This window comes from Hyunsoonleella jejuensis (assembly GCF_900111025.1).
GTDB classification, from domain to species: Bacteria; Bacteroidota; Bacteroidia; order Flavobacteriales; family Flavobacteriaceae; genus Jejuia; species Jejuia jejuensis.
The window spans coordinates 71,816-93,705 of record NZ_FOFN01000003.1 but is presented as its reverse complement, the minus strand read 5'-3'; the positions used below and the strand labels follow the sequence as shown (position 1 = coordinate 93,705).

The 21,890-nt window shown below is 37.0% G+C and carries 21 protein-coding genes; 7 read left to right on the top strand and 14 right to left on the bottom strand.

The window, feature by feature from the left end; genetic code table 11:
• Positions 1 to 9: 9 nt before the first annotated feature.
• From rplV to rpsL, 10 genes are all read right to left on the bottom strand, one after another.
• The gene (rplV, locus tag BMY39_RS10435) at positions 10 to 417 is read right to left on the bottom strand and encodes a 50S ribosomal protein L22 (protein WP_092579379.1); all 408 of its coding nucleotides are present in this window, start codon (positions 415 to 417) and stop codon (positions 10 to 12) included.
• 6 nt (positions 418 to 423) lie between these two features.
• Positions 424 to 702, bottom strand: a complete 279-nt coding sequence (gene rpsS / locus BMY39_RS10430) for a 30S ribosomal protein S19 (protein ID WP_042245192.1) — start codon at positions 700 to 702, stop codon at positions 424 to 426.
• A 3-nt stretch (positions 703 to 705) separates the two neighbouring features.
• Entirely contained in the window at positions 706 to 1,533 is an 828-nt protein-coding gene (rplB, locus tag BMY39_RS10425; protein WP_092579377.1) for a 50S ribosomal protein L2, read from the bottom strand.
• A 5-nt stretch (positions 1,534 to 1,538) separates the two neighbouring features.
• Positions 1,539 to 1,829, bottom strand: a complete 291-nt coding sequence (gene rplW / locus BMY39_RS10420) for a 50S ribosomal protein L23 (protein ID WP_092579375.1) — start codon at positions 1,827 to 1,829, stop codon at positions 1,539 to 1,541.
• 7 nt (positions 1,830 to 1,836) lie between these two features.
• Positions 1,837 to 2,466, bottom strand: a complete 630-nt coding sequence (gene rplD / locus BMY39_RS10415) for a 50S ribosomal protein L4 (protein ID WP_092579373.1) — start codon at positions 2,464 to 2,466, stop codon at positions 1,837 to 1,839.
• The gene (rplC, locus tag BMY39_RS10410; protein ID WP_092579371.1) at positions 2,466 to 3,083 is read right to left on the bottom strand and encodes a 50S ribosomal protein L3; all 618 of its coding nucleotides are present in this window, start codon (positions 3,081 to 3,083) and stop codon (positions 2,466 to 2,468) included. The genes rplD and rplC overlap by 1 nt, the downstream gene beginning before the upstream one ends.
• A gap of 162 nt (positions 3,084 to 3,245) precedes the next feature.
• A complete protein-coding gene (gene rpsJ / locus BMY39_RS10405; protein ID WP_007650482.1) occupies positions 3,246 to 3,551 on the bottom strand; it encodes a 30S ribosomal protein S10 in 306 nt (101 codons plus the stop codon).
• An 11-nt stretch (positions 3,552 to 3,562) separates the two neighbouring features.
• Positions 3,563 to 5,689, bottom strand: coding sequence for an elongation factor G (gene fusA, locus BMY39_RS10400; RefSeq protein WP_092579369.1), 2,127 nt, complete (start codon positions 5,687 to 5,689; stop codon positions 3,563 to 3,565).
• Positions 5,690 to 5,692: 3 nt separating this feature from the next.
• A complete protein-coding gene (gene rpsG / locus BMY39_RS10395) occupies positions 5,693 to 6,169 on the bottom strand; it encodes a 30S ribosomal protein S7 (RefSeq protein ID WP_092579367.1) in 477 nt (158 codons plus the stop codon).
• A 20-nt stretch (positions 6,170 to 6,189) separates the two neighbouring features.
• The gene (gene rpsL, locus BMY39_RS10390) at positions 6,190 to 6,564 is read right to left on the bottom strand and encodes a 30S ribosomal protein S12 (RefSeq protein ID WP_042245171.1); all 375 of its coding nucleotides are present in this window, start codon (positions 6,562 to 6,564) and stop codon (positions 6,190 to 6,192) included.
• 246 nt (positions 6,565 to 6,810) lie between these two features.
• Between rpsL and BMY39_RS10385 the strand changes: the two genes are divergently transcribed.
• The 6 genes from BMY39_RS10385 to rlmB all read left to right on the top strand — a co-directional run bounded on the left by BMY39_RS10385 (position 6,811) and on the right by rlmB (position 16,841).
• Entirely contained in the window at positions 6,811 to 8,436 is a 1,626-nt protein-coding gene (locus tag BMY39_RS10385; RefSeq protein ID WP_245738260.1) for a POTRA domain-containing protein, read from the top strand.
• 237 nt (positions 8,437 to 8,673) lie between these two features.
• Entirely contained in the window at positions 8,674 to 11,820 is a 3,147-nt protein-coding gene (locus BMY39_RS10380) for a SusC/RagA family TonB-linked outer membrane protein (RefSeq protein WP_092579363.1), read from the top strand.
• A 13-nt stretch (positions 11,821 to 11,833) separates the two neighbouring features.
• The gene (locus BMY39_RS10375) at positions 11,834 to 13,273 is read left to right on the top strand and encodes a RagB/SusD family nutrient uptake outer membrane protein (RefSeq protein WP_092579361.1); all 1,440 of its coding nucleotides are present in this window, start codon (positions 11,834 to 11,836) and stop codon (positions 13,271 to 13,273) included.
• A gap of 90 nt (positions 13,274 to 13,363) precedes the next feature.
• Positions 13,364 to 15,280 (top strand): S8 family serine peptidase, encoded by a 1,917-nt coding sequence (locus BMY39_RS10370; protein WP_092579359.1) that lies wholly within the window; start codon positions 13,364 to 13,366, stop codon positions 15,278 to 15,280.
• A 17-nt stretch (positions 15,281 to 15,297) separates the two neighbouring features.
• Positions 15,298 to 16,035, top strand: a complete 738-nt coding sequence (locus BMY39_RS10365) for a hypothetical protein (RefSeq protein ID WP_092579357.1) — start codon at positions 15,298 to 15,300, stop codon at positions 16,033 to 16,035.
• Positions 16,036 to 16,106: 71 nt separating this feature from the next.
• Positions 16,107 to 16,841 carry a 23S rRNA (guanosine(2251)-2'-O)-methyltransferase RlmB gene (gene rlmB, locus BMY39_RS10360; RefSeq protein WP_092579355.1) on the top strand — a complete coding sequence of 245 codons (735 nt, stop codon included), beginning with the start codon at positions 16,107 to 16,109 and terminating at the stop codon, positions 16,839 to 16,841.
• A gap of 4 nt (positions 16,842 to 16,845) precedes the next feature.
• Here rlmB and BMY39_RS10355 read toward each other — a convergent pair whose 3' ends face one another.
• The gene (locus BMY39_RS10355; protein WP_092579353.1) at positions 16,846 to 17,571 is read right to left on the bottom strand and encodes a rhomboid family intramembrane serine protease; all 726 of its coding nucleotides are present in this window, start codon (positions 17,569 to 17,571) and stop codon (positions 16,846 to 16,848) included.
• Positions 17,572 to 17,749: 178 nt separating this feature from the next.
• Here BMY39_RS10355 and BMY39_RS10350 point away from each other — a divergent pair, with 178 nt between their 5' ends.
• A complete protein-coding gene (locus BMY39_RS10350) occupies positions 17,750 to 19,033 on the top strand; it encodes a replication-associated recombination protein A (RefSeq protein WP_092579351.1) in 1,284 nt (427 codons plus the stop codon).
• A 7-nt stretch (positions 19,034 to 19,040) separates the two neighbouring features.
• Here the strand turns inward: BMY39_RS10350 and BMY39_RS10345 are convergent, their stop codons facing one another.
• The 3 genes from BMY39_RS10345 to BMY39_RS10335 form a co-directional block, all read right to left on the bottom strand.
• The gene (locus tag BMY39_RS10345) at positions 19,041 to 19,913 is read right to left on the bottom strand and encodes a hypothetical protein (protein WP_092579349.1); all 873 of its coding nucleotides are present in this window, start codon (positions 19,911 to 19,913) and stop codon (positions 19,041 to 19,043) included.
• The gene (locus tag BMY39_RS10340) at positions 19,903 to 21,249 is read right to left on the bottom strand and encodes a DUF5723 family protein (RefSeq protein ID WP_245738258.1); all 1,347 of its coding nucleotides are present in this window, start codon (positions 21,247 to 21,249) and stop codon (positions 19,903 to 19,905) included. The genes BMY39_RS10345 and BMY39_RS10340 overlap by 11 nt, the downstream gene beginning before the upstream one ends.
• Positions 21,250 to 21,320: 71 nt before the next feature.
• The gene (locus tag BMY39_RS10335; protein ID WP_143064767.1) at positions 21,321 to 21,863 is read right to left on the bottom strand and encodes a hypothetical protein; all 543 of its coding nucleotides are present in this window, start codon (positions 21,861 to 21,863) and stop codon (positions 21,321 to 21,323) included.
• Positions 21,864 to 21,890: the final 27 nt, after the last annotated feature.

Genomic DNA, 21,890 nt, shown 5'->3' with positions numbered 1-21,890 from the left:
ACTTCTATCTTAGCTTTGTGTGTTATTATTAGCACCAACCACTAACGTAACGTGGTTTGAGCGTTTTCTAATTCTGTGTGCACGACCTTGTGGTGCTGGACGCAATCTTTTCAACATTGATCCACTATCCACCTTAATCTCTTTTACAAATAATTCTGCTGATTCAACATCGGCATCTTCATTCTTAGCTTGCCAGTTAGCGATAGCTGATAATAACAACTTCTCTAAACGACCAGATGCTTCTTTATTGTTAAACTTTAAGATATTAAGTGCTTTGTCTACCTTTTCACCTCTTACTAAATCGGCTACTAAACGCATTTTTCTTGGTGACGTAGGACAGTTATTAAGTTTTGCAAAAGCAACGTGCTTTTTTGCTTCCTTAATAGCGTCTGCCATTTCTTTTTTACGACTTCCCATAGCTTACTACTTTTTACCTTTGTTTTTAGCACCTGCATGCCCACGGAATGAACGCGTTGGTGAAAATTCTCCTAATTTATGCCCTACCATGTTTTCAGTTACATAAACTGGAACAAATTGACGGCCATTGTGCACTGCTATTGTTTGTCCAACAAAATCTGGTGTTATCATACTTGCTCTTGACCAAGTTTTAATTACCGTTTTTTTGTTGTTCTCAACGTTTGCAGCAACTTTTCTCTCTAATTTATAATGAACGTAAGGTCCTTTTTTTAATGATCTTGCCATGTCTTATTTCTTTCTACGTTCTACAATATATTTATTACTCGCTTTTGTTTTAGAACGGGTTCTATAACCTTTAGCAGGTATACCATTTCTAGAACGTGGGTGTCCACCTGAAGCACGACCTTCACCACCACCCATCGGGTGATCAACTGGGTTCATCCTAACAGGGTTTGTACGTGGTCTTCTACCTAACCATCTTGTTCTACCTGCTTTACCGCCAACTATTAACTGATGATCTGAGTTAGAAACAACACCAATAGTTGCCATACAAGTTACTAACACTAAACGTGTTTCACCTGAAGGTAACTTTACAGTAGCGAACTTACCATCTCGCGCCATTAACTGTGCAAACGCACCAGCACTACGCGCCATAACAGCACCTTGACCAGGACGTAACTCTACACAAGAAATAATTGTACCTAATGGAATTTCACTTAACGGCATTGCGTTTCCGATTTCTGGAGCAACTCCAGAGTCTCCAGACACTACATTCTGCCCAACTTGTAATCCATTTTGAGCGATGATGTAACGCTTCTCACCATCTTGATAGTTCAATAAAGCAATAAACGCTGTTCTGTTTGGATCGTATTCAATAGATTTAACTTCAGCAGGAATTCCAGCTTTGTCTCTTTTAAAATCTACGATACGATACTTCTTTTTATGACCACCACCAATATAGCGCATGGTCATTTTTCCTTGACTGTTTCTACCACCAGACCTTTTTTTCGGAGCTAATAAACTTTTCTCCGGCTTATCAGTAGTTATGGCGTCATACCCATTTACTACTCTAAAACGCTGTCCTGGTGTGATTGGTTTTAATTTTCTTACTGACATTCTAATTACATATTAGCATATAAATCAATCATCTCACCTTCCGCCAGTTGTACAATTGCTTTTTTAACAGCATTTGTTTTACCATGTTGAATACCAGTTTTTGTATACTTGGTACTACGATCTGGACGGACATTTATAGTACGAACTTTTTCAACAGAAACACCATAAGCAGCTTCAACCGCTTTTTTGATTTCTACCTTGTTCGCCTTTGTGTTCACTGCGAACCAATAGCAATTTTTTAACTCGCTATCTGCAGTCGCTTTTTCTGTGATTATAGGTTTAATTAAGATACTCATCTGTTTCTTATTTACTTAAGTTTGTTTCAATTCCTTCTAAGGCACCTTCTAAAAGCACTACTTGATTTGCATTTAAAATTTTGTATGTACTTAATTCTGAGCTTGTTATAACTTCAGAGCCTTTTAAATTGCGCGATGACAAATATACGTTATTATTTGACCCACCCAACACAAACAATGTTTTTTTGTTTTCAAGCTCCAAAGCCTTTAAAACTGCAGTGAAATTTTTAGTTTTAGGAGCATCAAAACTGAAGTCTTCTAAAACTGTAATTGCTTTCTCATTTGCTTTGATACTCAAGGCAGATTTACGCGCCAATCGCTTTAAATTCTTATTAAGTTTGAAGCTGTAATTTCTTGGTCTTGGACCGAACATACGTCCACCACCTTTAAAAACTCCAGACTTTATACTACCTGCTCTTGCAGTACCTGTTCCTTTTTGCTTTTTAATCTTGCGCGTACTTCCAGATATCTCAGCTCTTTCCTTAGATTTGTGAGTACCTTGTCTTTGGTTTGCTAAATATTGTTTAACATCCAAATACACAGCATGATTATTAGGCTCAATAGCAAACACATCTTTAGAAAGGTCTGCCTTTCTACCAGTGTCTTTTCCGTTTATATCTAAAACTGCTACTTTCATTACTTCTGAATTGTTACATAAGCGTTTTTGTGTCCAGGCACACAACCCTTAACAACTAGTAGATTCTTTTCAGGAACTACTTTTAAAACTCTTAAATTTTGAACTTTCACTTTTTCACCACCCATTCTTCCGGCCATTTTCATGCCCTTGAACACACGTGCAGGATAAGATGCAGCTCCAATAGAACCTGGCGCTCTTAAACGGTTATGCTGACCGTGTGTAGCTTGACCTACACCACCGAAACCATGACGTTTTACAACACCTTGAAATCCTTTTCCTTTAGACGTACCAGCGATGTCAACAAATTCACCTTCTGCAAAATGTTCTACAGTGATAGCATCTCCTAATTTGTACTCCTCATCAAAACCTTTGAATTCAACAACTTTGCGTTTTACAGAAGTACCCGCTTTTTTAGCATGACCTAAGTCTGCTTTAGTAGCGCTTTTTTCTGTCGCGTCATCGAAACCAAGTTGGACAGCTTTATAACCATCAACTTCCTCAGTTCTGACTTGGGTAACGATACATGGTCCAGCTTCGATTACTGTACAAGGAATGTTCTTCCCGTTTTCATCAAAGATGCTGGTCATACCGATTTTTTTTCCAATTAACCCAGACATATTATTTATTATTAATTATTACTATTTCGTTGAAATCTAATTCAACATTCTTATTAAAAACTTCAGGGACAAAATACCTTTCGTCCCTGAAATGTATTTATCCGTTTTTCCCGCGACCGCATCGGTGGGACATGTTTTCGGTATCTTACTACCGAAAGATACTTATACTTTAATCTCTACTTCTACACCACTCGGTAATTCAAGTTTCATCAAGGCATCAATAGTTTTTGATGATGAAGAGTAAATATCCAATAATCTCTTGTAAGAAGATAATTGAAACTGCTCTCTTGATTTTTTGTTTACGTGTGGAGAACGTAATACAGTGAAAATTTTCTTGTGCGTTGGTAATGGAATTGGTCCAGTTACTACAGCTCCAGTACTTTTTACTGTTTTTACAATCTTATCAGCAGATTTATCTACTAAATTGTGATCGTAAGACTTAAGTTTTATTCTGATTTTTTGACTCATTTTCTTAAATTTTAAGCTTCAACGCCTTTAGCTGCCTTAATTACTTCTTCAGATATGTTAGAAGGAGTTTCAGCATAGTGTGAAAATTCCATTGTTGATGTCGCACGACCTGATGATAATGTTCTTAATGTAGTTACATAACCAAACATTTCAGATAATGGCACAGTTGCTTTTACAGTTTTCGCACCAGCTCTATCACCCATATCACTTACTTGACCTCTTCTTCTATTTAAATCACCTACAATGTCACCCATGTTTTCTTCAGGTGTAATTACCTCAAGTTTCATAATTGGTTCCATTATAACAGCTTTTGCTGCTTTTGCTGCATTTTTAAACCCAAGTTTTGCAGCCAATTCAAAAGATAATTGATCAGAATCCACATCATGGTATGAACCATCCGTTAATGTTACTTTCATAGCATCAACTTCGTATCCAGCCAACGGTCCATTTACCATTGCCATTTTAAATCCTTTTTCAACAGAAGGAACAAATTCTTTAGGAACGTTACCACCTTTAATTTCAGAAACGAATTCTAAACCTGTTTTCCCCTCTTCAGCAGGCTCTAATGTAAACACAATATCAGCAAATTTACCACGTCCACCAGATTGTTTCTTATAAACTTCTCTGTGCTCTGCACGTTGTGTAATAGCTTCTTTGTACTCTACTTGAGGTTGCCCTTGATTTACTTCAACCTTAAACTCACGCTTCAAACGGTCAACAATAATATCTAAGTGAAGCTCACCCATTCCAGAAATAATAGTCTGTCCTGATGCTTCATCAGTTCTCGCAGTAAATGTTGGATCTTCTTCAGATAATTTAGCCAAAGCCATACCTAATTTATCAACATCTGCCTTGGTTTTAGGCTCAACAGCAATACCGATTACTGGATCAGGGAAATCCATAGATTCCAAAACAATAGGATGTTTTTCATCAGACATAGTATCACCAGTCTTAATGTCTTTAAATCCTACCGCTGCTCCAATATCTCCAGCTTCGATAAAATCGATAGCATTTTGCTTGTTTGAGTGCATTTGGTAAATACGAGAGATACGTTCTTTTTTACCTGAACGGTTGTTCAAAATATAAGAACCAGCATCTAAACGTCCTGAATATGCTCTAAAAAATGCTAAACGACCTACGAAAGGATCTGTAGCAATTTTAAATGCTAAAGCAGAGAAAGGTTCTGAAGCATCTGGTTTACGCACCGCCTCATTTCCAGTTTCTGGATTAGTTCCTACAATATTATCTCTATCTAAAGGAGAAGGCAAATAGCGACAAACAGCATCTAATAAAAACTGTACGCCTTTATTTTTAAAAGCAGAACCACAAATCATCGGAATGATAGCCATATCCATCACAGCAGCTCTAAGCGCAGCATGCACTTCATCTTCTGTAATAGAATCTTCATCTTCCATGAATTTTTCTAATAAGTTCTCATCATAAGTTGCAACTTCCTCAATTAAAAGGGCGCGATACTTACGAGCTTCTTCTTTTAAATCTTCTGGAATATCGATAACATCAAAAGTAGCCCCTTGTGTTTCATCATGCCAAACAATAGCACGGTTTTTCACTAAATCGATAATCCCTTTAAAGTCTGCCTCATCACCAATGTTTAAAACAATTGGCACTGCATTAGACTTTAACATATCTTTTACCTGTTGACAAACACCTATAAAATTAGATCCTTGACGGTCCATTTTATTAACGAAGCCTATTCTAGGTACTTTATAGTTGTCCGCTAATCTCCAGTTAGTTTCAGATTGTGGCTCAACACCATCAACTGCACTAAATAAGAATACCAAACCATCAAGAACACGTAAGGAACGGTTTACCTCTACGGTAAAATCAACGTGACCAGGAGTATCTATGATATTGAAATGATATCCCTTAGTATCAGGAGTTGGAAGTCCATTTTCGATTGGAAATTGCCATGTACAAGTAGTAGCAGCAGATGTAATGGTTATACCTCTTTCCTGCTCTTGCTCCATCCAGTCCATGGTCGCGGCACCATCGTGTACTTCACCAATTTTATGGGAAACACCTGTATAGTAAAGTATACGCTCTGTTGTAGTAGTTTTTCCTGCATCAATATGTGCAGCAATACCTATATTTCTAGTATATTTTAAATCTCTTGCCATTTCTTAAAATCTAAAGTGAGAGAATGCTTTATTCGCTTCTGCCATTTTATGCGTATCCACTCTTTTCTTAACCGCTGCACCTTCTTCTTTAGCTGCTGCTAAAATTTCAGATGCTAAACGTTGTGCCATAGATTTTTCATTACGCTTTCTAGCATAACCAATTAACCATTTCATGGCTGTAGAAATTTTTCGATCTGGACGAATTTGCATTGGTATTTGAAACGTTGCACCACCAACACGACGACTACGCACTTCTACGTGAGGCATCACATTTCCTAAAGCATCTTTCCAAATTTCTAAACCTGTTTTTTCTTCGTCAGTTTTTTTAGCTTCTACAATATCAATTGCATCATAGAACACTTTGAACGCCACAGACTTCTTACCGTCCCACATCATGTTGTTTACAAAACGTGTTACCAACTGATCGTTAAATCTTGGATCTGGTAAAAGTGGTCTTTTTTTCGCTGCTCTTTTTCTCATGTCTTCTTCTTAAAGTTTAATTACTTTTTAGGGCGTTTAGCACCGTACTTAGATCTACGTTGGGTTCTTCCAGCAACACCTGCTGTATCTAAAGCCCCACGAACAACGTGATATCTAACACCTGGCAAATCTTTTACCCTTCCACCTCTAACCAATACTATCGAGTGCTCTTGTAAATTATGTCCTTCACCGCCAATGTATGCATTTACCTCGTTTCCGTTTGTTAAACGAACCCTTGCTACCTTTCTCATTGCTGAGTTAGGTTTTTTAGGAGTTGTTGTGTAAACACGAGTACATACACCACGTCTTTGCGGACAAGAATCTAAAGCAGCCGATTTACTCTTCTTGGTTATTTTGGCTCTTCCTTTTCTTACTAATTGTGAAATTGTTGGCATATATTTTACTATAAAATTTTATTATCCTCTATTTAGAGGGCTGCAAAGGTAGAAATTAAAATGAATTATTCAAACCCTAATTCATTAATTTTGAAGAGTTTTTAAAATTAAATTTTTGTGACATATTAAAAGTGTTCTTTTTCCGTTAGATTTACACTAAAATTCAGCGATACCAACGTGCAGAAATCTTATTTTTTTGTCCTTATTATTTATATACTTTTTTCTTCGGAAGCAATTACCCAGAATTTGCAGTTAAATATTTCAGGGGAAACCGATGCCGAAACGAAAATTATTGAATCCATAGGATACAATAAAATACATCAAAACTTTTTATCACTTAAAACTGAAGTTGACTCTTTAAGAAAACACCTTAATACAATCGGATATATTGAAAATAGACTGATTGAGATTAAAAAGAAGAATGACTCTATTTTTGACGCACAACTCTGCTTAAAACAAAAATTCAACACCATATATATATACTACCATAAAACTTCCAAGGACAAATTGGTTTTAAATTCAATTTCAGAACGTATAACGAATAAATATTTTGTTATTGATATCAGTGAGATAGAGAACAGCCTTAGATTTTTAAATTCTCAATTAGCCAATCAAGGCGACCCTTTTTTAAAATTGAAACTCTCGAATATTAAAAAACAAGACAACAACAACTTGAGAGGTGATTTAGTTGTTATTTCGAATGACACAAAAAGAACCATTGATGACATTAAAATTATTGGGTATAGCAAATTCCCCAAATCATACCTGAAACATTATCTTAAAATTAAGCCCTCTCAAATTTTTGATTTAGAAACCATAGAAAAAAAAACAGAGCAACTAAACAACCTTAAATTTGCTAACCAAGTAAAATCACCTGAGGTACTATTTCAAGAAGATTCCACATCCTTATATATATATGTTGAAAAATCTAAAAGCAATACCTTTGATGGTTTCTTAGGTTTTGGCACCAACGATGACACAAACAAGTTGGAATTTGATGGCTTCTTGAATCTTAGATTGATGAATAACCTGAATTTTGGAGAAACGTTTAGTTTACTTTACAAAAGCGATGAAATTGACCAAGATACTTTTGATGCAAGTTTAGGCATGCCCTTTTTGTTTAACACTCCCATAGGAATCGATCTGAACTTACGCATTTTTAAAAAAGACTCTAGCTTTACTACAATCGACCAGAAAGCTCGGGTTAATTACCAAATCAATCCGCTTCATAGATTGTCGGCTGGAATATCTAGTGTAACATCCAACAATTTACGCTCTGAAAGTACAATAACTTCACTACAAGATTATAATTCGAGCTATTTTACAGCTTCATACGAGTATATAAAGCCGCAGTTCTATGATGTTTTGTTTCCAGTAAAAGCAAACTTCTACTTAGAATCCAATTTTGGGAATAGAACTTCAAATGACGCAAAAATGGCACAAACACTTCTTGCCCTAAAAGCGTTTAACAGTTTTGAACTCAATCGCAATAACAGTATATATATTAACATTGATGCAAGACACTTAATTTCAGATAATTATTTTGAGAATGAATTGCTTAGGTTTGGCGGTATTAATTCTATTAGAGGGTTTGAAGAAAATAGTCTGTTTGCCTCTCTATATGGCGTTTTAAACACAGAGTACAGATATCGTTTAAGCAATTCTATATACATACACTCCATTACTGATGTTGCTTATTTTGAAAATAAGCCTTCTAATCTTAAAGAAAAACTCTTTGGCTTTGGCTTTGGTTTTGGCATTCTTACAAATTCGGGCTTATTAAAATTTAACTATGCAACTGGCAAAAGTGAGAATCAAAAATTTAAGTTATCAAATTCCAAGATTCATATAAGTTTGGTTGCTAATTTTTAGAATAAACTTCAATATATGTAAGTTTTCAAATAAATTCTAGACTAAACAAAAGCACAACGTTTTAACCGTTTATAAAAATAATCTATAAGCAAATAAGTCGTTTATTATCTAAATTAAACACAGGATTGACCATTTTGAAACTAATTTTTAAAAAAAACATCAATTTTAACTCAATTTTGTTGCTTTGTTAACTTTTATTTATGATTTTTGGCATTGACTAATTCAAATAATTATAACATGAAAACAAAGTTTAGTGGATTGCTAACGCTTTTACTAGCGTTGGTTGTGCAATTATCTTTTGCACAGGAAAAGACAATTTCTGGAACAGTGAGCGATGAGAGTGGCTTACCTTTACCAGGGACTACTGTCTTAGTTAAGGGTACTACCAATGGTACCTCTACAGATTTCGATGGAAAGTATTCAATTAAGGTAAATCAAGGTCGTACTTTGGTTTTTAGTTTTGTTGGATACGCCAATAAAGAAGTCTCTGTAGGAACTTCAAATACAATTAATGTGGTTATGAGTGAAGATGCATCAGCACTTGAAGAAGTTGTTGTTGTTGCTTATGGTACTCAAACCAAACAATCTATCGTTGGATCGGTGGGTGTTGTATCTACTGAGGTTATAGAAACCCAACAGGTAACATCGCCTTTAAGAGCATTACAAGGTGCCGTTCCGGGTGTGAATTTACTTACTGCTGGTGGGCAACCAGGAACAAACCCTACAATTAGAATTAGGGGGTTCTCAAGTTTAAACGCTGATGCCTCTCCACTTATTATTTTAGATGGCGCACAATTTAATGGTAACATAAACACAATTAGTCAGGATCAAATAGAGTCCATGTCGGTGTTAAAAGATGCATCTTCTACTTCGCTTTATGGGTCTCGTGGTGCTAATGGTGTAATCCTTATTACCACTAAAAAAGGAAAACGTAATTCCGCACCGAGAGTTACTGTAAGAACTCAGATTGGGCTTTCAAACCCGACAGTTGGTGTACATGACCTTTTAAGTACAGACGACCAGTTTCGTTTAACTTGGGAAGCAAGAAGAAATGAAAACCTTTATGGCCTAGGGCAATCTCCTGCGGAGGCCGCAGAAAACGCTTCTGCTGGTCTTGTTGACTATTTTGGTTATAATCCATATGGAAATATTGCTAGACCTGTTGATGTAAATGGAAATTTGGTGACTACAAACAAATTATGGGATACCAATTGGGAAAACGAATTACTTAGAAGAGATTACCTGAGAAAAAACCATAACATCAATCTTCAAGGTGGAGATGAAAAAACGACTTATTTTGTTTCTTTTGATTACTTAAATGAAGAAGGGCCAGTGGTGCGTTCTAACTTTGAGAGAATTGCAGCTAGAGCGAATATTGAATCTCAAGTTAATGATTGGCTAAAAATAGGCTTCAATACTAGTTTTTCTAGATCAAATTCTGGTAATCCTGATCAAACAAGTAATAGTACTACCCAAGTAATTTCTTGGATTTATGGTGTTTCTAGTGCATATCCTATATTTTCTAGAGATGGAAATGGAAATATCATTCCAGATGTTGCAGGTAATCCACAATATGACTTGGGTAATGGTGCAAATATTGGACAGTCTGTTAATAATGTTAGAACTGCTAGAGGTGGTCAGAATGTCTTAGCTGAATTATTTTTAGGTAGAGAAAACAGAAGGCGTACCAGTTATTTGGGTAACGCTTTTGCAGAAATTCAGATTACGGAATGGTTAAAGGCAAGAACCAATTTGAGTTATGAAAACTACTTGTTCGATACCTATAGTTTTGATGATGACTTGCTAAGTTTCGCCTCTAATGTAGGTGGTCGTGTGGATCAGGATAGAGATATTACCACAACCTTAAACGCCATTCAATCCTTAAACTTTAACAAGACTTTTGGGAACCATAACATCTCTGCAGACTTGATTACAGAGGCCTATACTTTTGAGTTCGATAATTTAGGAGCTCAGGGAACAGGTTTTCTCCCAAATGTAAGTGTTCTTGATGGTGCTACAGCTCCTGAGGCTGTAACAGGAAACGTTGTTTCAGAACGTATTAACAGTTACCTAGGAAGGTTAGCCTATAACTTTAACCAGAAATATTACATTGAAGGGTCTTATAGACGTGACGGTTCTACTAGATTTAGTGAGGATACCCGTTGGGGTGATTTCTTCTCTATTGGTGGAAGTTGGGTTGTTTCAAATGAATCCTTCTTAGAAGACAGCAATACTTTAAACTACTTAAAGTTAAGAGGATCTTATGGTGAGCTAGGTAATAACCGTATCACTTTTGCAGGTACTGCTACTCAAGATTATTTCCCATACCAATCTATTTTTAACCTGGGCTGGAACAACGAAGGTAATACTGGTATCTTATTGGCAGGTGTTGCCGACCCTAATATCAGTTGGGAAAAAACACAATCCTTAAACGTTGGTGTAGACTTCGAATTGTTTAATGGTGTGCTTTCTGGAACTGTAGACTATTACGAAAAAGAATCTGTGGATTTGATTTATGCTAAACCAATTCCTTCTTCAACTGGTGTTGATAATATAATCACCAATATTGGAGCCATAAAAAACTCTGGATGGGAAGTTTCGTTAAATTCAAGAAATGTTAGTACTGAGGACTTTACTTGGACTACGGGAATTAACTTTTCATTAGATAAGAATGAGATTACCGAACTTACACAGGACGAGTTTATTAACGGTTCTAAACTTTGGAAAGTAGGCAACTCTATTTTTGATTGGTATATCCGCGAGTGGGCAGGTGTAGATCCTGCAGATGGATTCGGTATGTGGTACCAAGATATTTTGGATGCTGATGGCGAAGTTACAGGAAGAACGGTTACCAAGGATTATGACGAAGCCACACGTTACGAAACAGGAACTTCGTCCTTACCAGATATCATTGGTGGTTTTACTAGTTTTATCAAGTACAAGCAGTTCGATCTTAATGTACTTGTAAACTTTAGCTTTGGAGGTAGCTTATTAGATACTGATTATTCAGGACTTATTAGCCAATTTTCTAATCCTGGAGTTGCACACCATACAGATATCTTAAACAGATGGCAACAACCAGGAGATATTACTGATTTTCCTCTCGTATATACTGGAAACAACAACCATGCATCGCGTTCAACACGCTTCTTGTTCGATAACGATTATGTGCGCCTAAAAGCATTAACCTTAGGTTATAACCTTCCAAGTTCTGTTATAGAGCGTATCGGGCTATCAAGTTTCCGTTTATTCGTTCAAGCGGATAATATATTCACTTGGCAATCCCACAAGGGTATTGATCCAGAACAGGCGTTCAATGGTCTGACCAACAACAGGTCACCGTTATCCAAGACCATTACAACCGGTGCAATCGTACAATTTTAAAAAACTTTGAAAAATGAAAAATAACGTAATTAAAACCAAGATCTTACTTCTGTTCATGGCAGCCATGCTGTTCAACAGTTGTTCGGAAGAATTTTTAGAAGAGCCAAAGAACACCAATGGCGTTACCGCCGATGTTGTATTCTCAGACCGCTCTATTGTAGAATCCTATGTAACCGGGATCCTCAGGAACTTTAGGCGCCAATACTCTACTGTTGACACGGGCGGACTGTATGCATTGTATTTTGCAAGAAGCATCAAAGGTAACGACCTTATACAAGCACCGAGTTGGTACCGTTTTGACTATGGGCATGAAAATAGAGAGCCAAACTTTAGACGTACCATTTTTAACTGGGACTATAACTACGACCAGATCAATCAATCCAACGTGTTGATAAAGGGTGTTTCAGAGAGTGATCTGGATGATGCATCAAAGGCAGAGTTTATTGCTGTGGGTAAAGTGTTAAGGGCATTCCATTATTTTCAATTAGCCTTGGAATTTGCACCTAACTACAACAACAATAGGTCTCTTGCGAGATTACCGATATACACTGAACCGGCAACGGGAGCTTCTGAGGGTAACCCTCCAAGCCCACTTAGTGATGTGTATGCATTGATCTTATCGGATTTGAAGGAAGCTATCCCTGTGTTAACTGACGCCCGTTTGGGTAAAAGCTATATTAATAAAGCTGTAGCCAATGGTATATTGGCACGTGTACTTGCAGTTACGCAAGACGACTGGGCTGGTATGGCTGCTGCTGCCAAAGCTGCCTATGGTGGTGGTGCTGCTGCTGATGCTGTAGTTTCAAGCAACTGGGGTGCTGGTTTTGATGACATGACCGATCCGGAATGGATCTGGGCCATGTACCAGGATGCTAACGAAACCAACTTTTTCTATGCGGCGCCCCATGTAATGATAGACCACTTGGTACTGTCTTACCAGGCAACCTATGTAAACCCAAATTTCGTAGCTCAGTTTGCTGACAGTGATGTTAGAAAGCTGTTCTTCGATATTTACGGGGTATCCGCTACAACACCATATAGAGAGTTTATAACTACCAAGTTTGACTTTACGTTTGAGGCTGACTTGCCAATTATGAGAAAATCTGAAATGGTACTTCTTGAGGCTGAGGCTCAGTACCATCAAGGTGGAACGACTGCAGCTCAAAACCTATTGTTCGCGCTTCAAAGCGCAAGGGATGCCAGTGCGGTTAAGACAACAAGTACGGGTCAAGCCTTACTTGATGAGATCTTACTTGAAAGACGCAAGGAACTTTATGCTGAGATAGGTGTGGAATGGTTCGATGCCAAGCGTTACAGCTTGCCTATCAACAGAGATCCTGAGCACCGTGTGGTGATCAATGTTCCTGCGGACAGTAATTTGTTCTTCTTAAAGATTCCTGAAAAGGAGATCGATGCAAACCCAAATATTGATGAAAGCATCAACAACGAGTAAGACATAAATTCTATTCAATATATAATACACACTTCTTGAGGTCCATTTTATTTGGCCTCATGGAGTGTGCTATTAAATTGAAAACTGTATATGAAAAAGAAATACACAATTCTTTCCTTAGCTTTAATTTTTAGTGTAGTTGCCTTTGCACAAACAGCGGCTGAACGCCAAAAAATAAGAGCCACTTATGATGTTGAGACGCTAGATGCCCTCATAGAAACACTTAAGGCGAAAAATATTGCTAAAGAAAAAAGAATTTCTGCTTATTTAAAAGCGAATACTGGCGCTGAGCGTAAGGTTGTTGTTGGTAACAAAACTTATGTGATCTATGATATTCAAGATGGGCAACCAGTTTATAGAACTACTCACAATGTGGATAGTGCCATAGGTACGAGAACCAATAGGCTACAGAATGGGGGCAGCTTGGGGCTGGACCTTGAAGGGCAGAACATGTCCATAGGGGTTTGGGACGAGGAAAGTGCCCGCGGAACGCACGATGAGTTTAAGGATGACCAGGTCGTACCACAATCACGCGTGGTGTATCCAGAGTTCAACGGAGGTCCTTTTATAGGGACCACAAGTGCCCATGCAACGCATGTTGCCGGAACAATGATAGCTAAAGGTGCTGATGCCGATGCTAAGGGCATGGCGCCAAAAGCTACTCTTAGATCGTTCGATTGGAACAGTGATGATGCTGAAGCCGCCACTGAGGCTGGAAATGGCTTATTATTGTCCAATCACTCTTATGGCATACCTTTAACAAGTGTAAGTGCTGCCAATATTGGAGCCTATGTCTCTGATGCTCGCATTTGGGACCAAGTAGCTTATGCGGCTCCCTATTATTTGCCCGTTAAATCCGCTGGTAATTCTGGGACTGAGACTTATACCGGAGGTATTGCTTCTGGTTATGATAAGTTAACAGGTAACAAAACTGCAAAAAATGCGCTTATCGTTGCCAATGCCAATCCTTTTTTGTTGGCCAATGGTAATTTTATATTGAATATCAACCCTGGCAGTAGCCAAGGGCCAACTGATGATTTTAGGGTAAAGCCTGATATTGCGGGAGATGGCAGTAGTGTTTATTCCTCTACGGATGCCAATAATTCCGATTACTCTACCTTTTCCGGCACATCAATGGCAGCGCCGAACGTTTCTGGTACTTGCCTGTTGTTGCAACAGTATTATAACCAGTTGAACTCCAATTATATGAGAGCGGCAACCTTAAAGGGGCTAATCTGCCACACGGCCGTTGATGATACAAGAACTGGTCCCGATCCTATTTACGGTTGGGGGTTCCTTGATGCGGAAGCATCAGCCAATGTTATCACGGATGCCAGCAACGGCAATGCATTGATCAGAGAGATTGTATTGAATGACGGCGACACGTATACCTATCAATTTTCAGCTGATGCCGGTAGTGAACTAAGGGCTACTATTTGTTGGACGGACCCCGCGGGAGTTGCATCATCAAGTCCTGGGAACATACTGGCCCCTAGATTGGTCAACGATTTAGATTTAAGACTGGAAGATGCAAGCAGCACTGTGTTTACGCCCTGGAAACTGGATAATACCAATGTAGCAGGGGCTGCCATAAAAGGTGATAACAATGTAGACAATATTGAGCGTATTGACATTGCAAGCCCTGTGGCTGGCAATTACACCTTAACGGTAACACACAAGGGTACTTTAACCAATGCGTCTCAAGCGTTCTCTGTAATTATCACCGGTGCAAACCTTACGTTGAGCACTAAAGAGAATGCATTCTCTGGGTTGAAGGTATGGCCTATTCCTGCATCAACTAAAATTAACATTACCTATAAAACACTTCCTGAATCATCTAAATTGTCGTTGTACAATATCAACGGGAGTTTGGTATTCAAAGATGTGTTGCCGGCAAGTGCATCAAACGATTATTCTATTGATAGCTCAAAATTTGCAAAAGGTATTTACTTTTTAAATATAGCAAGTGGAAATTCTAAATACACTCAAAAAATTATTATTAAATAAATTAAACCTCTATAATTATGAAAAAATTAGTAACCCTATTATCCCTTATCATAAGTATTGCGTTATTTACTAATTGTCAAGAAAATGATGACACGCCCGCAATTTTGGGTATTGACTATGTTGGATTTGAATCTGACTTTCAAATTGGTGTAGATCCAAATGGAAACGCTTCACAAGAAGTTAGAATCGCTGTATCTCAGGCTTCTGGTTCTGACAGAACATTTAACCTTTCTGTGAATGCGGACATGACCACTGCAGATGCCTCTGCATACTCGGTACCTTCATCCATAACTATCCCTGCTAATAGCACCGTAGGTAGCTTTATGGTAGATGTGGTAGGAGCAAACATTAGCTCTTCGGGTGCAGATGTTGTAGTTATAGAAATTACTTCAGAGGCCGAAAGCCTTATTAAAAGCGACCCCATAACCCTTAATTTGAAACAAGTGTGCCCACAACCTGAAACTATGTTACAGATAGTGTTTGACGGTTACGCTAGTGAATCTACTTGGGGTGTTTTTGACGCCAACGACACCTTATTGTTCACGGGTGGCGGTTACGCGGATGGTCTTGCAGAGTTCTCAACAACAATGTGTCTCTCTAGTGGAACTTACACATTTTTGATAACCGATTCTTTTGGAGACGGTCTATCCTTCCCTGCCGACGGATCTGTTACTATAACTCAAAATGGTGTACAATTGGTATCTATAGTTGGAAATTTCGGGAATCAAGCTAGTCAAGAATTTACTATTCCATAAATCTTATAGTACTTATAATATAAAACCTCATTCTATAGAATGAGGTTTTTTTATTTCCTTATTTTTACCACATGCAAAACCAAACCCAAATATTCGGTATAAGAGCTATTATTGAAGCTATCAATTCTGGGGAAACTATAGACAAGGTATTTCTTCAGAAAGGACTGAGCGGAGACCTCTTTACAGAATTAGAATCTGTCCTTAGAAAAAATACCGTAAACACATCGTACGTACCTATTGAAAAACTAAATCGACTAACAAAGAAAAATCACCAAGGTGCCGTAGCTCAAATTTCTCCTATTGCCTTTTATGATTTGGAAGATTTAGTGATGAATGTTATTGAATCAGGTAAAACACCTCTTTTTTTACTTTTAGATCAACTTAGCGATGTCCGCAATTTCGGAGCTATTATTAGAACCGCAGAATGTACTGGTGTAGACGGTATAATTATTCAGAAGAAAGGTGGCGCACCTGTAAATGGTGATACCATTAAAACAAGTGCTGGAGCAGTTTTTAAAGTTCCTATTTGTAAGGTTGACCATATTAAAGATGCTGTGTTTTATATGCAGGCTTCAGGAATAAAAGTTATTGCTGCAACTGAAAAAACAGAAAATACACTTTATAATATTTCCTTCAAAGAGCCATGTGCTATTATTATGGGATCTGAAGGTAGAGGTATCAACCCTTCTACTTTAAAAGTAGTTGATGAAAAGGCTAAACTTCCGCTATTGGGTGATATTGAATCTTTAAATGTTTCGGTAGCCTGTGGCGCATTTTTGTATGAAGTTATAAGACAACGCTCTTAAACCCCTACTCTTCACGTTTTTTGAAAGTGTAATTTATTTTAAAATCTTCTTGATGGGGTTCTGGTTCTATGTGCTCAATAAAATTTCCGTTCTCATCAAAATGTTTTAAAAACGGATCGTCATCTTCATTGTAATTGTCTTGTTCCCAAATATATTTTTTTGGCTTTGCTATTTGCTTCCTAAAAATTAGTGCAAATAATAATCCGGTTATTAAACCAGATAAATGTCCTTCCCATGAAATGCCTTCTTCTATGGGCAATGTGTACCAAATCATGCTTCCGTATAAAAACACAACCAACAATGATAGAGCGATTAGGCGATAATGTTTTGCAAAAACGCCTTTAAAAAAAGTAAAACTCACCAATACGTATATTAATCCACTTGCCCCGATATGGTATGAAGGCCTACCAATGCACCAAGTTAAAAACCCTGATAGTAAAATACCCCAAACTAACACGTTCCAAGCAATGGGCTTATAGAAATAAAATAGTGCCATGGAGAGTACAAACAGTGGGATAGTATTATGGTATAAATGCTGGATGTCGCCATGTATAAATGGACTTAGTACAACACCTCTTAATCCCGAAAATGTTTGTGGATAAACCCCAAATTTTGAAAACTTGAACCCAAAACGTACCTCGAACCAAAAAACTACCCAAATAATTAACACGAATAACAAGGGGTAAGCTATAACCCCAGTAGAATATTCGAAATGTTTGTTTTGCTTCATAAAATAAAGATAGCAAATAGTTCACCAGCTTTGGTATATGTGCTAAAATGGCAGACAGGTGCGTGAGGGATTGAGCGATTGTTGGAGCTCCTCGCAGAGAGCGACTCGTGAAAGCCCGACCCAGATTTTTATCTGGGGCACGCCCAAAACTTAAATAAAATCAGTTAATTTTACAGTAATGAATTTAAATGAACCTTTAGCAGAACGGTTACGGCCTAAAACCTTAACGGACTATGTAAGCCAAACGCATTTGGTGGGAGAAAATGGTGCGTTATCACAGCAGCTAAAGCATGGATTGATTGCGTCTATGATTTTTTGGGGACCACCTGGCACGGGTAAAACCACTTTGGCAAATATAATTGCAACAGAATCTGGAAGGCCATTTTATACGTTGAGCGCTATTAACTCCGGCGTAAAGGATATTAGGGAAGTTATTGAAAAGGCCAAACAAAGTGGTGGTTTATTTACGACTAAAAACCCCATTTTGTTTATTGACGAGATACATAGGTTTAGCAAATCGCAACAAGATTCTTTACTGCAAGCAGTGGAAAAAGGTTGGATTACCCTGATTGGTGCTACAACAGAAAATCCTAGTTTCGAGGTGATTCCCGCTTTATTATCCCGATGTCAGGTGTATATTTTGAATGCCTTCTCTAAAAATGATTTAGAGACTCTTTTAAAGCGTGCTATTGACACCGATGAGATAATCTCCCAAAAAACCATTAAACTTAAAGAAACGGATGCTTTATTGAGGCTTTCTGGGGGTGATGCTAGAAAATTATTAAATATTTTTGAGTTGATTGTGAATTCTAATACTTCTAACGAAGTTACTATTACGAACACTCTTGTTTTAGAAAAAGCACAAAACAATACGGTTAGGTATGACAAAACCGGTGAACAGCATTATGATATTGTTTCAGCCTTCATTAAATCTATAAGAGGTAGTGACCCAAACGCAGCTGTGTACTGGCTTGCCAGAATGATTGAAGGTGGTGAAGATGTAAAGTTTATAGCTCGTAGACTTTTAATTTCCGCAAGTGAAGATATAGGTAATGCTAACCCTACCGCGTTAGTTATTGCAAATAACACCTTTCAAGCTGTTTCGACCATTGGTTACCCCGAATCTCGAATTATTTTAAGCCAATGTGCCACATATTTAGCATGCTCACCAAAAAGTAATGCGGCTTATACTGCCATTGGCAAAGCACAACAATTGGTAAAAGAAACTGGTGATTTATCGGTGCCGTTGGAGCTTAGAAATGCGCCAACAAAATTAATGAAAGAACTTGGTTATGGCGAAAACTATAAATATGCCCATAATTACGATAATAATTTTGCAGACCAAGAATTTCTTCCTGATGACGTTAAAGGCACTACATTGTACGAACCAAGAAATAATGCTAGGGAAATTGCACAACGGGAATTTCTTAAACAACGTTGGAAAGGTAAATACAACTATTGAAATAAAACTAAAATTTAATATTTAGTTCTTCTAGTGATTTTTCATTTTCTGTGTGAAGTTCTAAAATCCAATGCGCTCCATTTTTATAGATTATAGCTGATTTGCCTTCTACTATAAACACATTATTTAGTCCTGTATTCTTAATTCTATATACCACTTTTGGAGAGCTGTCTACAAGTTGAAAACCGTTAGGTATGGCTTGTGCATACAATACATTAGAACTTGCACTATTTTTTGCAGCGGCAGACTGTAACACCTGTTCTTTTGGGACAACCTTACCTTGTGGTGTTATGCTTACTTCGGCAACTTTTCCCTCTCCTTTTGGTGTTTCTTTTGCGTTTTTGAGTGTTTCTATCTCTTGCCTTAATTTTTCAATCTCTTCCTTTGTTTCGGTTTTTACTTTTTCAGTGGCCACAGAAGATTGGAAAGAAATTAAATTTCTATTTGGCTCGTATTCGTAATTTAAAGTCTGAAATGTAGCGAAAGCATCTCTAATTGCCTCGTTGTAGGCTACCTTGAATTCTTTTTCCCTGCTCTCTCCGGTATTTGAGGTAAATACAATTCTATCGTTGCAGTCCTTTAGAGTAACCTTTAGTCTAGTTTTAAACATACCAGACTCTTTAAGGACATTAGAGCGTAACGCTAAGCATCTATTCAATGTAAGATCTTCAGGATATTCAGAGCCTTCCATTAATGCAGTGAATCCATATTTATCAAATAAAAACTGTGCTAATTCATTCATACGGTATTGATTGTCTTCTTTCAAAAAATCAAATTTATTTGGCACAATAATGTATTTATAATTATTGAGATTGGTTTGAGCAAAAATGCTTGCAACAACAAAGAAGGCAACTATTGAAGTGAATAATTTAGTTTTCATTTTTAAAAATATAATTTAACCCTAGCTGTAAAGATACATTTTGTGCATCATATAAGTTTTGATATGCCAAAAAATTATCTGCCATAACATACACATTTAAACCCCATAGATTTGCTGAAACACCTAATCCTATATTACTATAATTGTATGAATCTAATGTATAGGTAACTTTTGCACTTAAACGGTTAAAAATTCTTCTGTAATAATATGCTGTAAGTGCTGCTTGTAGCCCTTTAGGGCGGTTTACTATAAATAATTGCATTCCCACTCTATTTAAGTAATTGCGTTCTTCAGCTAAACAATCACAATCCTTTATTTTCTTTTTACCAAATGCGTAATTTAAAGATGTATTAAATTTTATAGGTCTCCATACCGTATATTTTTCTTGGGTAGTACGAAGATCAAAAAGATCTTTGAACTCCTGCTCAATTTCGCTCCAATAGTCGTCGGCCGTTTGCCCATTTTCAGACTCTGGGAAAAGCGGATCGATTCCTTCAAAAACAAAATCGTCCTTTAACTCATAATTTTCTACGTCTTTAGTATGTCTTACAAAACCAACGTCTAATAGACTTGCATCCCAATACCATTGGTTGTTTATTTGATGGGTAAATCCAACATCAAACCCAAGTCCTAAGTTTTGGCCAAACAGCAAACGCTTTTTTATGGTTTTAATATCTTTTTGAAAATCGTCATTTTCGTCATCTAAAAGAGAGGCTATTCCTGATGTTCTTAATGATAAATCTAAATTGAAAATATGGTCGTAAATATTATTTTCACCCGCTACAGTAACAAACTTTCCTTTATTTCTAGTTGAATTTACGTTAAAAACACTAGAATATATTTTTCCTCGAACACCAAACGTAAAATTATCATTAATCTGCTTATTGTAACCCACATGTAATACGGAGAGAACGTCAGCATTTAAACTGAAATGGCTTAAATTAAAAGGTTTACCTATGTTTACTTGATTACCTTCTAATGCTAAAACTGCATAATCTTTAGGAAAATAGCCAATAAAATCGAGTTCTTGATACAATCCAAAACTTATATATTTGTTTTTATTATAAGATGGCCCAAATGAGAATCCTCCAGAAAACACCTCTATTTGCTGAGTTGCTGTAAAAAAATCGTTTGGACGCAATTGGTTAACTGCATTTCTTATTTTTAAATTAAAATCACGACCGTCCTCTGCAAACAAATCGTAAATAGATATACCTGATGACCCACCATTTACATGAATATGAGACAGTAGTGGTATCCCAAAATAGCCTTTATTATCAATTCTTCCTCCTGGATTTTGGAGTAAAGTTTGAGGAATTTCATAAAACCCGTACAATATTTGCTTGTTTTGCGCTAAGCAAAAATTCGCCAGAAACATTATAAGAAATGAAATATTCTTGAAGCGCATTAATTGATATTTAATGATAATATACCTTTTGATTTTACGCTAATCTCTCCTGGTGTACTTTGGTTTATGGGTGTCCCTGGTTGCATAGTCAACCGAAAAACAAGTGCTCGAGCTTCCTTTATACGTTGCAGCGAAGCACCTTCAAATGTTTCTATATGTTGGGTTGCAATAACTAGATTATTTGGTGAAGCTTCAGTGTTTACATTAAAAGTTTCCAAGATTTGTTCATTACCATCTAAGAATGACACCGTAAGACTATATTCGCGATTTATTGAGTTTTCTACATTGAAAACAAAATCTACTTTTATTAAATTATTTTGAACAAAACTATTATTAAAAACGTCTATTTCTGCAAAATCCTCAGCTGTACTTTGCTCACTACCTCCAACAAAAAAATCACTTGCTGAGGCTGTGTAAAATATTAAACTAGATTCCACAACAGGCTCCAAAACTAAATTCTCAACCTGATTAAAATCAATGGGTTTTGTGCAAGCAAAAAACAAAAGCAACCCCAAACTCAAATATTTAATTCTCCTTTTCATTATGAATTTAAAAACGCTCAACTTTCC